Annotated in this window: 17 protein-coding genes; 5 read left to right on the top strand and 12 right to left on the bottom strand. The window is 37.6% G+C overall.

Translation table 11 applies throughout. The features are described 5' to 3' along the window. Nucleotides 1-22 precede the first annotated feature (22 nt). Nucleotides 23-1,198, bottom strand: a complete 1,176-nt coding sequence (locus ACIQXH_RS06100; RefSeq protein WP_402868739.1) for an MFS transporter — start codon at nucleotides 1,196-1,198, stop codon at nucleotides 23-25. Nucleotides 1,199-1,240: 42 nt separating this feature from the next. Continuing rightward, a complete protein-coding gene (locus ACIQXH_RS06095; protein ID WP_403122715.1) occupies nucleotides 1,241-3,427 on the bottom strand; it encodes a PAS domain S-box protein in 2,187 nt (728 codons plus the stop codon). Nucleotides 3,428-3,784: 357 nt separating this feature from the next. Between ACIQXH_RS06095 and ACIQXH_RS06090 the strand changes: the two genes are divergently transcribed. Then, nucleotides 3,785-4,693 (top strand): YitT family protein, encoded by a 909-nt coding sequence (locus tag ACIQXH_RS06090; protein WP_402868742.1) that lies wholly within the window; start codon nucleotides 3,785-3,787, stop codon nucleotides 4,691-4,693. A gap of 90 nt (nucleotides 4,694-4,783) precedes the next feature. Here ACIQXH_RS06090 and ACIQXH_RS06085 read toward each other — a convergent pair whose 3' ends face one another. The 4 genes from ACIQXH_RS06085 to ACIQXH_RS06070 form a co-directional block, all read right to left on the bottom strand. Continuing rightward, a complete protein-coding gene (locus ACIQXH_RS06085) occupies nucleotides 4,784-4,978 on the bottom strand; it encodes a cold-shock protein (protein WP_402868744.1) in 195 nt (64 codons plus the stop codon). An 819-nt stretch (nucleotides 4,979-5,797) separates the two neighbouring features. Continuing rightward, on the bottom strand, nucleotides 5,798-6,004 hold the full coding sequence (locus ACIQXH_RS06080) for a cold-inducible protein YdjO-related protein (protein ID WP_402868746.1): 207 nt from the start codon (nucleotides 6,002-6,004) through the stop codon (nucleotides 5,798-5,800). Between the two features lie 133 nt (nucleotides 6,005-6,137). Continuing rightward, on the bottom strand, nucleotides 6,138-8,258 hold the full coding sequence (gene recQ / locus ACIQXH_RS06075; RefSeq protein WP_403122712.1) for a DNA helicase RecQ: 2,121 nt from the start codon (nucleotides 8,256-8,258) through the stop codon (nucleotides 6,138-6,140). A gap of 134 nt (nucleotides 8,259-8,392) precedes the next feature. After that, on the bottom strand, nucleotides 8,393-9,199 hold the full coding sequence (locus ACIQXH_RS06070) for a LysM peptidoglycan-binding and 3D domain-containing protein (protein WP_402868749.1): 807 nt from the start codon (nucleotides 9,197-9,199) through the stop codon (nucleotides 8,393-8,395). Nucleotides 9,200-9,456: 257 nt separating this feature from the next. Between ACIQXH_RS06070 and ACIQXH_RS06065 the strand changes: the two genes are divergently transcribed. From ACIQXH_RS06065 to cotJC, 3 genes are read left to right on the top strand one after another with little or no spacing between them, the layout of a single operon-like run. Beyond that, a complete protein-coding gene (locus ACIQXH_RS06065) occupies nucleotides 9,457-9,690 on the top strand; it encodes a spore coat associated protein CotJA (protein ID WP_402868751.1) in 234 nt (77 codons plus the stop codon). Nucleotides 9,691-9,692: 2 nt separating this feature from the next. Further along, nucleotides 9,693-9,959 carry a spore coat protein CotJB gene (locus ACIQXH_RS06060; RefSeq protein ID WP_402868753.1) on the top strand — a complete coding sequence of 89 codons (267 nt, stop codon included), beginning with the start codon at nucleotides 9,693-9,695 and terminating at the stop codon, nucleotides 9,957-9,959. A gap of 12 nt (nucleotides 9,960-9,971) precedes the next feature. Beyond that, the gene (cotJC, locus tag ACIQXH_RS06055; RefSeq protein ID WP_402868755.1) at nucleotides 9,972-10,541 is read left to right on the top strand and encodes a spore coat protein CotJC; all 570 of its coding nucleotides are present in this window, start codon (nucleotides 9,972-9,974) and stop codon (nucleotides 10,539-10,541) included. A gap of 48 nt (nucleotides 10,542-10,589) precedes the next feature. Here the strand turns inward: cotJC and ACIQXH_RS06050 are convergent, their stop codons facing one another. The 4 genes from ACIQXH_RS06050 to ACIQXH_RS06035 all read right to left on the bottom strand — a co-directional run bounded on the left by ACIQXH_RS06050 (nucleotide 10,590) and on the right by ACIQXH_RS06035 (nucleotide 16,419). Beyond that, complete coding sequence (locus ACIQXH_RS06050; protein WP_402958689.1) at nucleotides 10,590-11,462, bottom strand: CvfB family protein; 873 nt, start codon at nucleotides 11,460-11,462, stop codon at nucleotides 10,590-10,592. Between the two features lie 123 nt (nucleotides 11,463-11,585). Next, the gene (locus tag ACIQXH_RS06045; protein ID WP_403122709.1) at nucleotides 11,586-14,480 is read right to left on the bottom strand and encodes an ATP-binding protein; all 2,895 of its coding nucleotides are present in this window, start codon (nucleotides 14,478-14,480) and stop codon (nucleotides 11,586-11,588) included. Then, nucleotides 14,455-14,838, bottom strand: coding sequence for a response regulator transcription factor (locus ACIQXH_RS06040; RefSeq protein ID WP_402868760.1), 384 nt, complete (start codon nucleotides 14,836-14,838; stop codon nucleotides 14,455-14,457). Before ACIQXH_RS06040 ends, ACIQXH_RS06045 begins: the two co-directional genes overlap by 26 nt. A 129-nt stretch (nucleotides 14,839-14,967) precedes the next feature. After that, a complete protein-coding gene (locus ACIQXH_RS06035; protein ID WP_403122706.1) occupies nucleotides 14,968-16,419 on the bottom strand; it encodes a GGDEF domain-containing response regulator in 1,452 nt (483 codons plus the stop codon). A gap of 495 nt (nucleotides 16,420-16,914) precedes the next feature. Between ACIQXH_RS06035 and ACIQXH_RS06030 the strand changes: the two genes are divergently transcribed. Continuing rightward, complete coding sequence (locus ACIQXH_RS06030) at nucleotides 16,915-18,108, top strand: alanyl-tRNA editing protein (protein WP_403122703.1); 1,194 nt, start codon at nucleotides 16,915-16,917, stop codon at nucleotides 18,106-18,108. 80 nt (nucleotides 18,109-18,188) lie between these two features. Here the strand turns inward: ACIQXH_RS06030 and ACIQXH_RS06025 are convergent, their stop codons facing one another. After that, complete coding sequence (locus tag ACIQXH_RS06025) at nucleotides 18,189-18,602, bottom strand: hypothetical protein (protein WP_403122700.1); 414 nt, start codon at nucleotides 18,600-18,602, stop codon at nucleotides 18,189-18,191. A 78-nt stretch (nucleotides 18,603-18,680) separates the two neighbouring features. Then, on the bottom strand, nucleotides 18,681-18,872 hold the full coding sequence (locus ACIQXH_RS06020; protein WP_402958677.1) for a hypothetical protein: 192 nt from the start codon (nucleotides 18,870-18,872) through the stop codon (nucleotides 18,681-18,683). Nucleotides 18,873-18,998: the final 126 nt, after the last annotated feature.

Below are 18,998 nucleotides of genomic sequence, written 5' to 3'. Positions count from 1 at the left end.
TTTAAAAATTATAAATTCTTTACTATATGGGCTGACCTCCCGTCTTTCCCTCCATTATCATAAGCCATACCGTAAGTATGATACCAAGCACCGAAAGACTTCCAAAAAAGAGATAAACCATGTAAATACCTGATGTATCCATGATCATGCCACCGAAAAATGTACTGAACCAATTACCGAACCCGTTCCCTATCGCAGAATAAAGTGTGACTGCCGTAACGGTTATATGAACTGGTACAACCTCTTTAATATATTGCAGACCTGCTGGAATAAATAATCCAAGTGAAAAACCTTGCATGATAGATGAAATATAAACAATGGCTAAACCAGGTTCCATAAAATAGAGAACCCATCGGACCAGCGAGGCACCCCCTGCCAATAACGTGATTGGCAGCAACCCCCATTTATGAATCCAACTTCCTGCGAGACGTAAGAATGGAATTTCGGACAGCACCGCGAGCAGAAATGCAATGCCGATTCCTGTATAGGTTCCACCCCTAGCCTCCACGAATAGGCCATAATAGACGTTATTCGCCAGGTTGGGACCAAAAATCAGGAATGTTACGGCAAGAAAGACGACAAAACGTTTCATAATAAAAAGTTCCTTTATTCCACTGAAAAGCTTTGCTTTTTTTTGCGGTGACTCCTCGGGTAAATGCAGAGCTAGAAAAGCAGCAAAAAGAAGGCTGATAAAAAATACGTAGAAAATAACGGATGGGCCTATGAAAGTTTCCGATAACCTCCCCATCACAAAAACGGCAACTCCAAAACCAAGCGAACCATATAAACGGATTTTCCCATAATTCGCGTTGATACTCGTCGTATATTGCAAGGTGATGCTATCAGACACAGGGATAAGGGCACTTTGAAAAACTGCCAGTCCCACTGAGATGCATACTAAAAATAGAAAAGGTTCAAATAAAACATATCCTAACCCAAAAATTCCAGCAAATAAGGTAGTCAACGCCAGTATCCTAGTGGGTTTTCCAGTCCAGTCACAAATCAGTCCCCATATAGGTTGAAAAAAAATCATCACCAGTGGTCCAACAGACATGATGAACCCTATTTCAAATCCATTCAGTCCGACCTCATTAGCTAAATAGACACTTAAAAGTGGTGTCAAGCTACCTACCGCAAAAAAAGAAAGAAGATAAAACCCTTTTAATCGTGTTATATGAACCTTTTCAAGTTTATTCACTAAAATATCCCCCATGAAGTCATCTAAATACTATTACAAACACTAGACAGTTAGTCCCAGTTCCCTTTCTTGTCTCTTTCTTTCTTGCAACAACTCCAGAGGGAGGACAATGTTAAATACAGTCCCTTTATCAACTTCACTTTCTACAAACACTCGTCCTTGATGACTTTCAATGATTTTAAAGCTAACCATAAGACCCAGCCCATTCCCGGATTTTTTTGTAGTGAAAAAAGGTTCACCCAATTTTCTTAATTGATGGGGAGGGATTCCTACTCCTGTATCTGTTATAGAAATATGAACCTTCCTTTCCCTTAATTCCATAGTGACCCTGATTTCTCCTCCTTGCGGCATCGCTTCCATTCCATTCTTAATGAAATTCAGAAAAACTTGTTTCAAACGATTTTCATCGCACTGAACATGGATTTCTTCTTGGAAACTAGTAAAGAAGAGTATAATATTTTTCTTCTTCGCATCATACTCAGTTAGCGAGATAACATTCTGTAAAATCGGGACGATATTCTTTGTTTTCAGATTCAAGGACTGTGGTTTTGCCAGATCCAAAAATTCTTCAATAATCTCATTTACCCGGTTGATTTCATCTAAAATGATATCCAAATATTCTTGTCGCTCACTATCCGTTTCATCTAATTGTAAGAATTCCGTATACCCTTTAATCGATGTAAGAGGATTTCTTACTTCATGGGCCACTCCTGCAGCCAGTTGTCCGACAGCTGCCAATTTATCCTGGCGATAAAGCATTTCTTCTGTTTGTTTTCGCTCTGTGATATCATAGCGAATCGCGAGAAATTGATAGGGTCTGCCTTCAACTGTATAAAAAGGGACAATCGTGGTATCCACCCAATAATAACTACCATCTTTCGCTCTGTTTCTAATTTCCCCTTTCCATACTTTGCCCTTATGTATGGTCTTCCACATATTCTCGAAAAACTGACTTGAATGATATCCGGAATTCACCATTTTATGCGTTTGTCCAATTAACTCGTTTCTCGTGTACCCAGAAATTTCAGAGAATTTTTCATTAACCTCGACGATGATTCCTTTATCATCAGTTACGGCCACGATAGACGATTGATTAATGGCATAGTACATATCACCCAATTCTTTAATAGAAACCTTTAAATCCTTCTCAGCCTTTTTCCGACTGGAAATATCAGATCGTATGGATATATATTGATATGGTTTTCCTTTCTTCATAAAGGGCACAATCGTGGTATCCACCCAATAGAGCTCCCCGTTCTTTGCCCGATTACATATCTCACCATGCCATGTCTGTCCATTACTGATCGTTTTCCATAGATTGAAAAAAAACTCTTTAGAATGATAACCCGAGTTAATGATTGAATGATTTCTTCCAATCAGTTCATGCTCTTCATATTGGGATATTTCAATGAATTTTTCGTTAACATAGGTTATGATGCCTTTTGCATCCGTAATAGCCACAATCGAGGATTGATCTAAAGCATAACGGATATCACTCACTTGGTTGTCACTCTTCACCAACCGTCTTGCAACAATTGTGCTCGAGCCAATTAAATTCGCTAGTATGAAAAGCGAAACAAAGCATACGAGATAAAGCATAAAGGGTGTTAATTGAGCGAGTCCTTTCATATTCACCATTTCTGGAGTAAGTGGAAGCCCTCTCAAAAAAAGAAAATGTCCTCCAATAATTGCTCCGCTCATAATGATCGTACTGACTGGTTTTAGGAAGGGTTGACTCCCTTTTGCATTATAAAATAATAGTGAAAATCCGCTTACAAACAACAAAAAAATTATAACTAGCGTACTACCTAACAACCATGGATTAAGTTCCAAGGACTTACTCAATGGATACAGGCCAATTAAATAATTTGATAAAAGAGCCATCGTAAACATAAAGCTACAGAAAACCATTTGCAACATGGAAGGGTTATGGGCAATGGCCAAAAGGCCAATCCCTACAAATATGGCTCCTAATATTAATGAAAGCATGATTAAGGAAAAGCTATAAGCCGTAGTCCTGTCACTCTCATAAGTAAAAACATATACAAAATTCATCGTCCACATAGTCACTCCCATGGAGCAAGTACTTCCCAAATACAAAAGACGTTTATATTTTTCTGCCGAAATATATGTTGTCAGCAAATCCAAGGCGGTATAGCAAGCCATGAATGTCAGGAGTGCTGCAATTATAAATAGGATTGGATTGGATGATACAATTGATTGTTCCATTAACCTTCTCACCTCTATCGTTCTATTATCCTATATTGTAATGTAAATTTCGAATTGCTTAAAGACTTTTATTTCTATTTACCTGTCTTCCTGAGTTATTTAAAGTTATTTTCTGTATATTCAATAAATAAATCTTCGACAACTATGTAAAAAAATAATAGAATGACAAATATTTTTCCTATGTATCGAGTAAAATAAAAAGTGTTTATCAATCGTTCTCCTCCTGAGAACAATGATTACAATTCATGAGTACGTGCAAAACAAACTACGTTCGGAGAGCTTATTTCTTTTTTTAATCCCTTTTATACGTTTATAATTAAATAGAGAATATATATAAAAAGGAGTGGGGGCATGATAATGTCGGACCTAGCAAGCGCAAATACAGCCGAAATTATACAAAAGAAGACGCAGCATAAAAAACTGACGCGTAGGCAAGTTTTACAAAGAGGTCTACTCATAACGATTGGTGCCGTATTAATGGCTGTCGGCCTTGAGATTTTTCTTGTTCCGAATAACGTTATCGATGGAGGCATTACCGGTATTTCCATTATGTTATCTTATATCACCGGCATGAAACTTGGTATCTTTCTTTTTGTTTTAAACCTTCCTTTCTTTTTTATTGGATATAAACAAATCGGAAAAACCTTCGCTTTATCTACCCTATATGGAATATTAATCCTTTCCTTAACTACCACATTGCTTCATCATGTACCAGCTTTCACTCAGGATATTCTCCTTGCTTCAGCTTTTGGAGGCATGATACTTGGAATTGGGGTTGGAATGGTAATTCGGTATGGTGGTTCGTTAGATGGAACTGAAATCCTTGCCATTCTAGCTAGTAAGAAACTTCCTTTCTCTGTTGGTGAGATTGTCATGTTCTTCAATTTATTCATCCTTGGCAGTGCAGGATTTGTTTTTTCCTGGGATCGTGCCATGTATTCGATTCTGGCTTATTTTGTAGCGTATAAAACGATGGATATCGTTATAGCCGGTTTGGATGAATCTAAATTTGTTTGGATTATCAGCGATGAATTTTTGGATATAGGGGATGCAATCATGCATCGCTTAGGACGAGGCGTAACTTATCTAGCTGGAGAAGGCGCCTATTCAGGGGACGATAAAAAAGTTATATTCTGCGTAATAAACCGTCTTGAAGAAGCAAAACTTAAAGATATCGTAAAAAGTTTCGATCCTTCTGCTTTCCTTGCCGTCGGTGATATTGCCGAGGTTCGTGGTGGACGGTTCAAGAAGAAGGACATCCATTAAAAATATCCTTCTTACATTTGCAATATTCAGTTATGGTTATGCAGCAAAAAAAAGCTGAAGGGAAGAATCCCTTCAGCTTTTTTAATGGTATTAATAATTTCTCGGATTATTAATTGCTTGTAGCATTCTTGTACCTTGTTTCATTTTACTACCGCATAATGGGCAAAGGTGCTCATCATTGCTCGTAAAGTTATCCCGAATCCACCCTTTACAATCTTCTGATGTGCATTCCCAAACCTTAGTTTCTTCAGGAATGATTTCTTCCGTATTATTTCTTCTATACATGTATCTCACTCCTTAGATTTAAATTGACTTAGCACAGATTTTTTGTGCCGGTGCCATAAAGATAAAGAAGAATAGCTAGCGATTAATCTAAATAAATGTGAGTATAGCCCATTTACTTATCTAAGATTAGTTACTATACACTCAAGATAAATGAGAACCAATTTTAAATATCTCATTATACATTATAACATATTTCTTCATAAAATATTTAAGTAAAGCTTAGGATACCTACAATTCCAAATCCAAGTATTCACAATCCAGCCTTTGACTACCTCAGAGCTTATAAAGACTGGACTGTATTCAAGAATCATAATCATGATTCTTCCAGCTTGTTCGCTTAGTATAAAGTCGAATCAAGCATGAGAGTAATTTTAGTGCCATAACCTAAAACAATGAAAGCCCTGCCTCTCTCTCATCCATACGGCTCCTAGACCGTGCCTGTGAGAATCAGGTGAAAGCTGATAAGTACATGTTTATTAATTAAACCGTCCGTAATTCCAATTGGGAAAATTAAATCCAAAAGATAAATGGCTACATAGAAGTAAGTTAATGAAGAACAAAATGAATCGAGGAAAATACCTGGTGATTAAAACGTATTTCTTTCTAGTTGTTTTAACTTGTTTCTACTTCATCATAAAAACGATGAAAATTATTATATTAATAAAAATGTATCTTTTAAATTACCCTCTTAGTGTTTTCTAATAACAACACTGAAATTTAATTATAGCACACGTTTCTTATGATGTAAAGAGTAGTTATTATATCTTCATGAAGCCTAATTACATTCCCAAAATAAAAAGAGGTAAGTACTTACCCCTTTTATTTATACGCATTATATTCATTTTCAATTTTCGGAAGTTCTCTAACTTCTTCAATTAATTGACTTCCACACATTGGACAATCATAGTTTACTGAGGCAAAGTCCTTCCTCATCCAGCCATTACAATCCGCTGATCCGCACGCATATACAATAGTATCTTCCATTATGATTTCTGGTTCCTCTGAATTCTTTTTGCCAAAATACATGAGCAACCTCCTTTTTCAAATTACACACCAAGTTTTAAGCCAATGAACTTTTCGGCTGTTTTACTTCTATAGTATACGTATCAAATCAACTTCTTATTTATCCAGCGCTAAAAAATAACCATTATTTGATCAATTAGTTAGCTAATGTGGCTTTTACCATGATCGCTTTTATCTGAAAGTATGAAAAATGATCGGGAAGGGCCTCTTTAAGAGATTTTAGCTTTCCGGAATCAAGTTGTTTAGCAGTTTCCAGTACCAAATCGTACTCTTCTTGATTGAAGAAACCCTCCCATTTGATATCCATTTGTTCTTCCGCACACTTTAATAAATGATTTTCGATGGAAATTGTAGACAGGCCTCTTATCGTTGCAATTTCTTTGATTGACTTTCCTTCTTGATATAAACGATAACTTTCGATATGTGAAGGTCCTGTACTGCTTTTCGTCGTTTCTTTTTTATATATTCTATTCGACTCAATGTCAGGATGTGCTTGTAAATAATTCGAAACTACCTCTAAAAATGTCCTACCAAAACGATCGTATTTTTGTGAGCCCACGCCTTTGACCTCAAGGAAATCTTGTTCTGTCACAGGTAACCTTGTTGCCATATCCTTTAAAGTGGCATCCGAAAAAATAATGAATGGCGGCACATTTTCCGTACTTGCGATGTCTTTTCTTACACGTCGTAATTCTTCAAACAAACCATGATCCACATTAATGCTGGTGACTTGTTTCACTTCTTTGCGTAGCACTTGCTTCTGATTTAGCAGCACTTCCCTACCAGCATTTGTTACTTTAAGAACAGGAAATTGCCCACCTGTCATTTCGATAAATTGCTTGGCGGTCAAAAAATCTATGAAATCGGCAACATCTTTAGCTGACTGATTATTGATAATTCCATATGTCGAGAGCTTATGGAATCCAAATTGTTCTATCTTTTTGTTTTTTGAACCTGTAAGCACTTGACTGATCATCGTCTTGCCGAACCTTTCCCCCATGCGCAACATGCAAGAAAGGACCATTTGCGCCTGAGTTGTCACATCTACGGCATCACGTTTATCCGTACAGTTTTCACAATGTCCGCAATCTTCCGGATTCTCTTCACCAAAGTATCGAAGGATAAATGCCTGTAAACACCCTTCTGTAAAACAATAATCCTTCATCCTATTCAGCTTCTTCAGTTCTTGGGCTTGCCATTCTTGAGAGGGATTGGATTGGTCGATTAAGAAACGCTGAATCTGCATGTCTTGAGGTGAATAAAGCAGAATACATTCACTATCCAATCCATCACGTCCTGCACGACCTGCTTCTTGATAATAACTTTCCATATTCTTCGGCGTTTGGTAATGGATGACATAACGAACGTTTGATTTGTCAATGCCCATACCGAAAGCTGAGGTTGCGATCATTAAAGAAATATCGTCACGAATGAATAGCTCCTGTTGTTCAGATCGATCATGTTCATTCATTCCAGCATGATAACGTCCTGTTTTAATACCCGCTTTGTTGAGCTTGGCATGTAATGAATCGACTTCTTTTCTTGTTGCAGCATATATTATACCGGACTCATTTTTATTCTTCTCAATATAACGCATTAAATATCGACCGCGGTTCTCTTCCTTGACGACGGAAAAAAATAAATTTTCCCTAGCGAATCCTGTGGATACCGTATGGTTTGCAGTAATCCCCAATGACTGACAGATATCTTCTGTTACATGCGGGGTTGCTGTCGCTGTTAAGGCAAGAATGGTTGGAGCTGTCGGCATTTCTTTCAAAAAGGTTTTTATTTTTAAATAACTTGGTCTAAAATCATGACCCCATTGAGAGATGCAGTGAGCTTCGTCTATCGCGACCATCGATATATCCATACTAGCCAGATCCCTCTGAAAAATATGGTTTTCCAATCGTTCCGGTGCAAGGTATACCAGCTTGTACCTTCCCTGCTTAATATCTCTCATCCTATTGGAAGCTTCCGTACCAGATATGGAGCTGTTGAGAAAAGTGGCATCGATGCCGTTTTGTTCGAGGGCATCAACCTGATCTTTCATCAAGGAGATTAACGGGGATATAACGAGTGTGACGCCTGGCAAAAGTAGGGCTGGAATCTGGTAGCAAATTGACTTTCCTCCTCCAGTCGGCATAATTCCAGCTGTGTTTATTCCATCTAAGACTTGCTCGATAATCTTTTCTTGGCCTGTCCTGAATGATTCATAACCAAAATACTGCTGTAAATATTCGCGTGCTTTTTCTATCAAAGTGTGACTCCCCCAATTGACTATTGTTTTAATATCTCTATTGTACTCGTTTTTTTCATACACCAAAAGAATAAAAAATAGACACAGATATTATCTGTGTCCATTCCTTCTTTCATATAGGCAATTGTCAGTTCTTAATTAAGGATTTTTAGATTAACGTTTTTGACGCCCCAGTTTAGAGCATCTTCTTTATTTGGAATGAAAATATCGACCTTATTTCCTTTAATCGCACTACCTGTATCAGCTGCCGTTGCATAACCGTAGCCTTCTACATATACTTTTGTTCCTAGCGGTATGACAGATGGATCAACGGAAATGACTTTTTGATTTGGATTTGCTTTCAAATCCACCCCTGTCGCTGTGACGCCGCTACATCCTTGGCAATCTGCTGTATAGGCTGTTGCCCTTACAGTCATTTCTTTTGCTACATTGTCTTGATTTGATTCATTTTGCGATACATTATTCTCTTTTTCTGTTTTTTCAGGTTGTGTAGGTGCAGTTTTTTGTACTGGTGCAGTCTCTTGTGCTGGTGCAGCTTGCTCTGCCTTATTATCTGGACCTGTACTTGCTGCCTCCACCTTATTTGCCGCTGGTTTAATAACTAGGGCCTGTTTTGGATGAATTGTATCTGTATTTAAATTATTCCATGATTTAAGGTCCTTAATCGAAACATGATATTTATTCGCTATTTTCGATAATGTGTCTCCAGCCTTTACGGTATATTGCTCTTCTTGAGAAATATGTAAAGAGTCTCCCACATATATATAATCTGACGTTAATTGATTCCATGATTTAATATCTTCTACTGAAACTTTATGTGATTGAGATAATCCCCATAGTGTGTCACCATTTTTGACTGTAACTTCCTCAGCTTGAACCGGTATTGTAAATGCTCCTGATATGGCCACCACGGCCGTTAACGATAAAATTGATTTTTTCATATATCGTACCTCCTTGTGAACTCTTTCAAAAGCTATGTTCTAAATACTATCACAGATTGTCCCTATACAAAGAACAAACAGATGAAGAATAGATGTCAAACATCACAGAAAGATAACAAGAGGATAACAAGCCCAAAAATACAAAAATGATTCCAAGTAGAATCTGTCCTACCTTTTGGCCGTTTTTCATTAGGCATATTTTATTAACAACAGCATAATTATTAATGGCTGACCTTATATTGAAAGGAGGAGTTTCCTTGGCAAGTGAAAAGACTTTTACCTTAATCAAGTCCTATAAGCCTTTTCATAGCAAATTCGATCCATGTCCACCAATCGGAAGAAAGTATTACCGTACGCCTCCGAATTTGTATATTAATTTTCAGCCGCCTAACCTAGAACAATTTTCTCCAGAAGAAGCTTTGAGGTATGGTACGCTTTGGAAATTTTTCTACGATTTTTATGATAATCCATATCGTGAAAGGGAGAAATAGTAATGAATAGGAAACTGGATGATGAATATTACCAGTTACTCGGCCAAATACAAGCTGCCGATTTCGTGTTAGTCGAGCTGACTCTGTATTTGGATACACATCCCCATGATCAGCAAGCTTTACAACAATTCAACCAATTTCAACAATACTCAACCAAATTGAAGGCAGCATTTGAACCTAAATACGGCCCATTGTTTCAATTTGGAAACAGTCCAGATGGTGAAAATAAATGGGAATGGGGCCAAGGACCCTGGCCATGGCAGGTTTAAGGAGAGATATCTATGTGGATATATGAGAAAAAGCTACAATATCCAGTAAAGGTTGGTACTTGTAATCCCACACTGGCTAAATATTTAAGAGAACAATATGGAGGCGCTGATGGTGAATTGGCTGCCGCACTACGATACTTAAATCAACGCTATACAATTCCGGAAAAAGTGATCGGATTGCTCACCGACATTGGAACGGAAGAATTTGCCCATTTAGAAATGATTGCAACGATGATTTATAAGCTTACAAAAGACGCCACACCGGAACAAATGCTAGAGGCCGGTCTTGGTGACCACTATGTTAATCACGACAGCGCCCTCTTCTATGAAAATGCAGCAGGAAATCCATGGACGGCTACGTATATTCAAGCAAAGGGCGATCCCATAGCAGATTTATATGAAGATATTGCAGCAGAAGAAAAGGCCAGAGCAACCTATCAATGGTTGATTGACATTTCGGATGATCCGGACATCAACGATTCATTAAGGTTTTTAAGAGAAAGGGAAATTGTTCATTCCATGAGATTTCGTGAAGCGGTGGAGATTTTAAAAGAAGAAAAGGGGAAAAAGAAAATCTTTTAATAAGAACCATAAAAAAGCAGCGGAGAAGTTCATTCCGCTGCTTTTTTATCATTTACGATCAGAAGAGTATGTCCATCCTTCTTCTTGATAAATCTTTCCTTCTTTCATCAATTTACCAAGAGCACGTTTGAAGGCTCCCTTACTTAAACCGAAATGGAACTGGATATCACTAGGCGGAGTCTTATCACCATATGGCATGGCTCCACCGCGATTCATTAAATAAGTATAGATGATATCAGCATCTTCTTCCATTAGATCTTGCTTGAATGGAAATAGAGAAACGTTAAGTGTGCCATCTTCCTTACTGTCGATTACACGCCCCTCAACAAATTCTCCTAGGCGCGGCTCTTCTTTTCTCTCACTTTCATGAATAAAGCAACGATACCCTTCCTCAGAAACAAAGAAGGAACCGACCATCAGCAATCGATATACATTCCCTTTTACGGTAGTATTGCGGACTCCTTTTAATGGAGCTGGAACAGTGATTTCTTGAATGATATCTTCCGTTGTAAGTCTGCCGAATAAACGATCATTCCGATCTGTTTTCAGGCAAATATAGAGACGATCCCCCACTTCCGGCCATAAACGATCGATGTTCGGAAGGTCGTCCAAAGATACAAGAATATCTTTAGAAAGCCCAATATTCACAAAGACGCCTAGCTTCTTTTGTACATTGACGACTTCTGCCCAGCCATATTTGTCAATCTGTATTTCCGGAATATTCATGGTAGCCGTTAACCGTGCCTGTTTATCATGATAGATAAATACTGTAACTTCATCACCAATTTCAAGTTCAGTACCTTCATTCGCTTCATTATGGTGTAGCAAGACATCTTCCGAACCATCAGTCAAGAACCATCCGAAATCAGCCTTACGTTCTACTTGTAACTCTACAGCCAAACCGGCCTGAATTTTTTGCATGTATAAAAATCCTCCTGTAACTTACCTTTACCTACAATTGTACCCAAATATTTATTTTTCCATCATATTTGAATCTATCATTTTTTTATCTTTCTGTACACCTATTCTAACATTTTTATTTTTTCAAAGGCTTCTTTCGGCTTCCCAGGATGGACGTGGGACCATAATCTGGCCTTTTTTTCCATTGCTTAATAACGTATGCATGATCACCTTTGATAATTGACTTGGTTTGTAAGGTTTAACCAAGTATTCCTTTGCCCCAAGCGAAAAACCTTTTTCTTTTTCATCAAGCGCAGTCGATACAAAAATGGGGATGTCCTTTAACTCCGGTCTTCCTTTCAACTCTTTCATGATTGACCACCCATCCATTTCCCCCTCTTCAAGGAGAATGTCAAGGACGATGGCATCCGGAGGCGATTGCTTCAATTTCTGAAGCGCCTTCTTTCCGCTTTTGAAATAACTGACTTGAAAACCGCTGTCAACCAGTTCGTATCTTAATAACTCCGCTAAATTGAAATCGTCTTCAATGACCATGATATCATAGCTCAATTTTTTTGAATGTCCATCATTCGGGGTACGTTCTTCCTTAAGGGTTATCTTAGGGAATGAAAGAGTGAATGTACTTCCACGACCGTACTCTGATTTTACGGATATATGCCCACCATGCGATTTGACGATTTCCTCCACGATGGATAACCCTAAACCCGTTCCTCCTATCCGCCTGCGGTCCGAATTGTCCACACGGTAAAATTTCTGGAACAAATGTTTAAGGGATTCCTGTGGGATTCCCAACCCCTCATCCACGATATCGATGGATAACGTTTCTTTCTTGCTGTACACCCGAATAAGAACTTTCCCTCCATCTGGAGAGTATTTAATTGCATTACTCAATAGATTCATGATAGCTTGTTCGATTTTTGCGCGGTCACCTATAATCACGAGATCATCAGTTTCCGCAAGAAGACGAATATCATGGAGTGATGTGCTAATTTCAAGGTTCTCTATGACCTTTTGCAACAACGGTAGAATCTCAACATATTTCTTCTCATATGTTTGTTTACCCGATTCCATTCGTTGCACATCCAGAAAGTCATTGATTAAAGCGGTGAGCCTCTTCGCCTCATTATAAATAGTCTGTAAATACTTTGTTTGTCTTTCCGGTTTTAACGGTTTATTTAACATTAATTCAGTAAAGCCTAGAACACTCGCAAGCGGGGTACGCAATTCATGACTGACGGTACTGACAAACTCGGACTTCATTTGGTCCACTTCATATTCTTTCGTAATATCACGAAAAACCAAAATGGTACCATAAGCTTCTTCACCATACTTTATGATTTCAAAGTATACCTTGAGAACTTGGTTGTTTTCTTTCTTGTGAAAAGTGAACGTGCGCTCTTCAGAGTCCGCCTCTTCATCCGCTCTTTTTAATGCTTTTTCCAAGGTATCCAAGAAATCTTCTTGGGCAATCCGGCTATCCATTTCACTACTCCATCTTTCCCATGGAGATCCGATGATATGTACTGGTTCCGACCCCGGTTTGAATAGGTCACAAAATTGTTGATTCACTTGAACAATCTTTCTATCTTGGTCTATTAATTGAATGCCTTCCTGTATCGTGCTCAGGATATCCTGATTTAACCGGCGATTATCTTCCGTTTGCTCGTACAGCTTGATTTTATCAAGTGAAGTTGAAATCTGCTTAGCCAATGTTTCACATTCACTCATTTCTTCTTCTGTATAAGCGGACCCATAACGGCTGAAAACCATGATTGCGTCGACCTCTTGCAAAGCCGATAGAACGGGAAGAAATAAATCATAACTGTAATTCGTATTTTCATGGTATCCCTTTTCACTGACATGTTGCTCTCTTTTAACAGTGAATGGCTTTTTTCCTTCTATTAAGCGTTCATTTAACCCAGTATTGATATTCTTTCGGTATTGCTGTACTCCATATTCCGATATGCCGAAAGAAGAATATGCATCTTCATTAATTAGAGTGATCATAGCACGGTCAGCTCCAATCAAACTGCTCATATTACAGACAATACTTTTAAGAACGTCATTTTTATCCAAAGAAGTGGAAATACCATTTATTAGTTCATTTCTTCTAGTCAGTTGTTTCTCATTCTTCGTTATAAGCCCCAACGTTTCTTGTAATTCATTCTGCTGGGCCTGAAGTTCATCTTGCTGAGCAAGCAATTCTTCATTATGAGCCATCAATTCCTGCTCTTTATCCTGAATGCTTGCAATCATCTTTCTAAAGGCAATGGCCAAAACCCCTAATTCATCTCCCCGGCCTTCATCTACTGAAATGATGGCGTCCCTACCAGCTGCAATCTCATTAGCTGCAAATGAGAAATCAGCCAAAGGCTTTCCGATATTCCTAATAATGCTTCTCACGACTTTCTGAAAGACCAATAAGAAAACAAGTACGAATCCGATAAAGGTCCCTTGTAAAATGGACTGTTCTTTTGCCAATGCATTCACATTCTCATCAAGCTTTTCTGAAAGCGCAGACGAATACGACCTTACACTGTCGCGAAAATCCGCAACTTGGGCAGTGATCTCATTTTCTATTTGCTTACCCTTATCCCTACTCCCGTCCATTTCCATATTCGAAAAAACAGGCTTAATGGCATTAAAATAATAATCAGTAAAATTCACGAGATCGGCGTGGACTTTTTCATCGGCTTTTGAACTTGATAGGTCCTTGAAAGTGGAAATATCATGTCGTATCTTATCTTCCCTGCTCCAAACTTTGTCTTTATATGTCTCATTTCCAAATGCAATATAACCTCTAGCATCCAAAAAGACATTATTATATTGCTCGTAAATTTCATCCAACAACAATTCTTTCTCAACAATTCCATTTCTTTTCTGGATATATTCTGCATTCACAGTCTGCAACACATAAAATAAAATCCCTGTACCAACTATGAATAAAATGATACAAGCAGTCATTAGACTCACTACTTGACGAGAAAGACTCTTATTTGAATAACGTTTCAGCTTCATGTAAAATGGCCTCTATTTTCTCTAAAAGCTTCATTGGACTAAAAGGCTTGGCCATGAAATAGTCCGCTCCCGCTTCTAAAATTCTCTCTTGTTCAAATTGCTGGCTTTTCGCTGATAGCATCAGGATTTTCCCTTTATTTTCAATTTCAGTTGATTCGATTTTTTCAATGATTTCTAAACCGGTATAGCCTGGCATCATATAATCCAAGATGATGAGATCATAGCTATTCTTTTCAAGTAATTGAACCGCTTCAATACCATCAGAAGCTTCATCGACTTCGTAATCTTCATCCTCTAATGTATCCACAACAAGCATACGCAAAATTTCTTCGTCTTCAGCTAATAAAATCCGTTTCACTTTTTCATTCTCCTTACGATCAGTACTGCAATAGAAGGATCAATTCGTTTCAAATGCATGTGACTCTTTGAAACCGCAACCCTACTTTCTCTTTTATTTTCCTATCGAATAGAAAAAATGGTCTACTGCTTACATTATTTTTTTTATCAGACGTTCCATTCTTGCCTGAAGATCAGTAATATTAAAAGGTTTTGTGACATAATCATCCGCTCCCAATTTTAATGCTGTAGCAATGTCCCCCGAACTTTTTCTACCGGTTAACATCAAAACGGTAAAAGAATCGGCATTGCTACCCTTTTTCACTTTCTTCAGTACGTCAATGCCATCCATAGTTGGCATTACTCCATCAAGTATCAAAAAATGGGAGATGTTTTCGTTTGCCCTGTTTGAATTCAAAAAAGAATCCCCATCTTCATATACGGCTATATGTAAATCATAAAGAGGAAAATCCATCGACTGCAATATTTTCGTTAAGATCGTTCTAATAATGATATCGTCATCTATCACTGATACATTAAGGTATTTCTTTTTAATGCTAGTTTTTTGAATGCTCTCCACCCGCGCTCGCCCTAAACGCTTTGCTTCATACAAGGAACTATCCGCTTCCTCAAAAGCCTCTTTAGGAGTAATGCTCTCATCATGTACCGTATAAACACCAGCAGAAAAAGAGACAGAAAAATGTCGTTGTTCATAAGTGAAACTTTTGGTAGAGAAAATCTTTATTAATTCTGTTAGTTTATTCCTGGCTTCCTCATTTGCTGTCTGAGGAAATATAATGACAAATTCTTCACCGCCATACCGGCAAATCAAATCGGAACTACGGATATTGTTTTTAATAAATTGGGCAAACTCCAACAAAACGACGTCACCCATCGCATGTCCATATGTATCATTTACTCTTTTAAAGTGATCCAGATCTATGATACTAATCGAAAACAGATTTCCGTTTCGTTTGAAATCCTGAAAATAACGCGGTAGCATATCTTCAAAGAACCTACGATTATATACTTGAGTAAGTTCATCAATTAGGACGGATTGATCGAAAATTTTCTTGCGCTGAATATGTCTTTCTATTTTCACAACAAATTCTTCAATATCTATAGGCTTACTAATGAAATCATCCGCCCCCATTTTATATGCTTTAATTCGTGATTGTTTGTCATTTTGAATGCTAATCATGATTTTAGGGATGAAATATTTTTCATTATGAAAGTGGATATCCTGCAGAACTTGATAACCATCTTTCGTAGGTAATTGAATATCTAGAATTAAGCAATCTGGCTGCATCTCAAAATATTGTTTTGTAGCTTTAACCGGATCAGAACTCGTTATGACCATCCACCCTTTTTCTTCAAGGATGTCCTTTAATAAAATCAGCATCGATATATCGTCATCAATGATTTGAATGAGTGGGGCCTGTGTATCATGGGCTGGCTTCTCTTTTATCTCCACTTCTGCAAAATGCTCATATTCATAGGTATGTTCAATTAAAGCAAATAGTAGATTTTCAAGGTCATCTTGTTTCCATACTCCATCACTGTCTTCATCGAGCTTTCCTAACAGATTTTCGGATATTAACATGAGACCACCTAACTCTATGGTGCCTGCAGTCCCTTTAATAGAATGAAGAAAACGGTGTACCTCATTTGTAGTAACCATCTTCGTTTTATCTAATTCCAACCAATCAGAAAGCTGTTTTTTAATATTTCGATAGAGAGTATTTTTGTATTTTTCCATATTGACTATGTGCAATTCTAATCACTTGACCCTTTCTAACCTACGTAAATAAACATATTGCATAGAAAAAAAGATAGTCGACTTTCACACAAAGCCTGTAAATAGTCGAGCCCCAATTCCATATTTTTATTTTAATTAGGTCTAAAGTATATTCTTTAAGGAATATTTTACATCAAAAGGTTTTTTCTATAAATAGCATAATGACGGTCTCATGAATTTTTTTGAATCTTTGTCATAAAGACTACATATTTTACTGTAACATCCGATAAAGGTTCCTTATTCCATTAATATGGTTGGGGGTGATATAATTTACTGAATAAAGATGGGATAGGGGTTATTATGACAAAGAAACTATATTATGAATCATCCAAGGTATCTGAATGGGACACGAAGGTCCTCGACATTTTTGAAGAAGAAGGCTTTTATTATATTCTGCTCGATGCAACAGCTTTTTACCCTGAGGGTGGAGGTCAACCTGGGGATATTGGTAGCATAGATGGTATACCAGTTCTTGAAATTTCAAAAAATGAAAATGAAGATATCCTTCATAAGGTTGGAAACAGCCCCGCTTCCCTTTTCGTACATTGCAAGCTTGATTGGGAACGCCGTTTCGACCATATGCAGCAGCATAGCGGACAGCATTTACTTTCAGCCGTCTGTAGGGACCTTTTCAACGCGAATACCGTCAGTTTCCATCTTGGCCAAGACATTGTCTCCATTGATATTGATACACCTTCCTGGACTGATGTCCAAACAGTTGAAACGGAACGGATCGCCAATCAGTATATCTATGAGAATCGTAAGTTACATACATACTTTGTATCTGAAGATCAATTGAAGACCATACCCGTAGTCAAAATGCCTACGGTGACAGAAAACATTCGAATTGTAGAAATCGAGGGGATTGAATTTAATCCTTGTGGTGGAACGCACGTGGAACAAACCGGAGAAATAGGAATTATTAAAATCCTCAAAACGGAAAAACAGAAAGAAAGTACACGTCTCTATTTTAAATGTGGCTTAAGGGCGTTAAACGACTATACCGACAGCTTGACCTTACTTTCTACGTTATCATACAAATTTAATATAGGTCGTATAGATATCCTTAATAGGGTGGAAAGATTGGAAAACGAGCACGACAAGCTATCAATGGCTTATGAAAAGCTCAAACTGAAAAACATGGAGTTTCTCGCTTCATCGTTGTTGGCAAATATAGAAGATGGGTCGTTGATCGCTCATGTTTTTGAAGACCATACATTGAAGGATCTACAACTGCTCTCTTCAGCTATACATCGGAAAGAAAGCTCACTTCTCCTATTTATAACGTTACAGGAACAAAAGGCTCTGCTTTCACACGATGGCACCATCTCCATTCATTGTGGACAATTCTTTAGGGAATGGCTTTCTTCACACAATGGTAAAGGTGGGGGCAAAGAAAAATCGGCTCAAGCGGGGTTTTCTTCGCGGGAAGATATGATGGCATTTTATACATTTGCCGTTAATAAGCTAGGTAACACTCATGGAAATACCTGATAACAAATTATTTAAATGGAGAATTTGAGTTAATGAAAGGGAGAGGAATAAATGAGGTTCCTCTCCCTTTCATGTTTTCTTCATTTATCAATTTTCAAATGTTCCAGACCATTCTCTTCTATATACAGATGGTATTTCTCTTCAAGTTCAAGTACTCGTAAAAACGCTTCCTCTTGGCTGAAATTTTTGAGCTTCGATTCCTTCACAAACTCGTTTCTTGCCATGTGATAGGCAAGCTTATCCAGGAAAACGCCATCTTCATACTCATTAATTACTTCTTGGATTTTTTCTTCAAGCTCACGACTCACATCGTAAATCCCATACTCTTCTATATATTCAATTCCTTTCACGCCAAAATCCTTCGCATAGGAATTCAAATACTGCTCTAGCTCACTGAATTCTTCATTTTTTTCCATATCAGATGCTATCCAATATCCATACTGCACCAATTTAATTAATGTATTATATTGGTTGTTCGTAAAATTAATTTTCATCACTGACTCCTTTAAAGTATTTCTATCTCCAAAAAAAGAATAAACCGTATCGGATCAAATGTCCAATACGGTTAAAAATCAATCAGCTATTTCTGTCACCGAGAAGTATGCAGCCTTTTCAGTGTCTACCACATAATGTGTATCGCCTTTAACTAAATTATAAAAGCGGTGCTTCTGGATATTTGAAATGATTTGTGTACTGTCATCCCCATCGACCTCATGCTCAATCTCTTTACCACCTGGAAAATAAAAACCAACTTTCAATTTCATCTTTCTCAACCTTCCCTTCATCTCGTTGAATGACTCTTTTATTTCTTTTCCTTTATAAGAAACTTTTAAACATAAATCTGAAGTTTAATCTCATCTGTCATGATATTCTATGGGAAACTACTAAAT

The sequence above is a fragment of the Peribacillus sp. NPDC097225 genome (assembly GCF_044761955.1).
Classification (GTDB): domain Bacteria; phylum Bacillota; class Bacilli; order Bacillales; family DSM-1321; genus Peribacillus.
Note: the sequence above shows the minus strand (reverse complement) of the source record. Positions and strands in the feature narration are given on the sequence as shown.

Coding starts and splice junctions, on each gene's coding strand:
- ACIQXH_RS06020 (WP_402958677.1), bottom strand. CDS start 18,872: ATGAAATTGAAAGTTGGTTTTTATTTTCCAGGTGGTAAAGAGATTGAG.
- ACIQXH_RS06030 (WP_403122703.1), top strand. CDS start 16,915: ATGACAAAGAAACTATATTATGAATCATCCAAGGTATCTGAATGGGAC.
- ACIQXH_RS06070 (WP_402868749.1), bottom strand. CDS start 9,199: ATGAAAAAATCAATTTTATCGTTAACGGCCGTGGTGGCCATATCAGGA.
- ACIQXH_RS06080 (WP_402868746.1), bottom strand. CDS start 6,004: ATGTATTTTGGCAAAAAGAATTCAGAGGAACCAGAAATCATAATGGAA.
- ACIQXH_RS06035 (WP_403122706.1), bottom strand. CDS start 16,419: ATGTTAATATCCGAAAATCTGTTAGGAAAGCTCGATGAAGACAGTGAT.
- ACIQXH_RS06045 (WP_403122709.1), bottom strand. CDS start 14,480: ATGAAGCTGAAACGTTATTCAAATAAGAGTCTTTCTCGTCAAGTAGTG.
- ACIQXH_RS06090 (WP_402868742.1), top strand. CDS start 3,785: ATGTCGGACCTAGCAAGCGCAAATACAGCCGAAATTATACAAAAGAAG.
- ACIQXH_RS06025 (WP_403122700.1), bottom strand. CDS start 18,602: ATGAAAATTAATTTTACGAACAACCAATATAATACATTAATTAAATTG.
- ACIQXH_RS06095 (WP_403122715.1), bottom strand. CDS start 3,427: ATGGAACAATCAATTGTATCATCCAATCCAATCCTATTTATAATTGCA.
- cotJC (WP_402868755.1), top strand. CDS start 9,972: ATGTGGATATATGAGAAAAAGCTACAATATCCAGTAAAGGTTGGTACT.
- ACIQXH_RS06085 (WP_402868744.1), bottom strand. CDS start 4,978: ATGTATAGAAGAAATAATACGGAAGAAATCATTCCTGAAGAAACTAAG.
- ACIQXH_RS06060 (WP_402868753.1), top strand. CDS start 9,693: ATGAATAGGAAACTGGATGATGAATATTACCAGTTACTCGGCCAAATA.
- ACIQXH_RS06050 (WP_402958689.1), bottom strand. CDS start 11,462: ATGCAAAAAATTCAGGCCGGTTTGGCTGTAGAGTTACAAGTAGAACGT.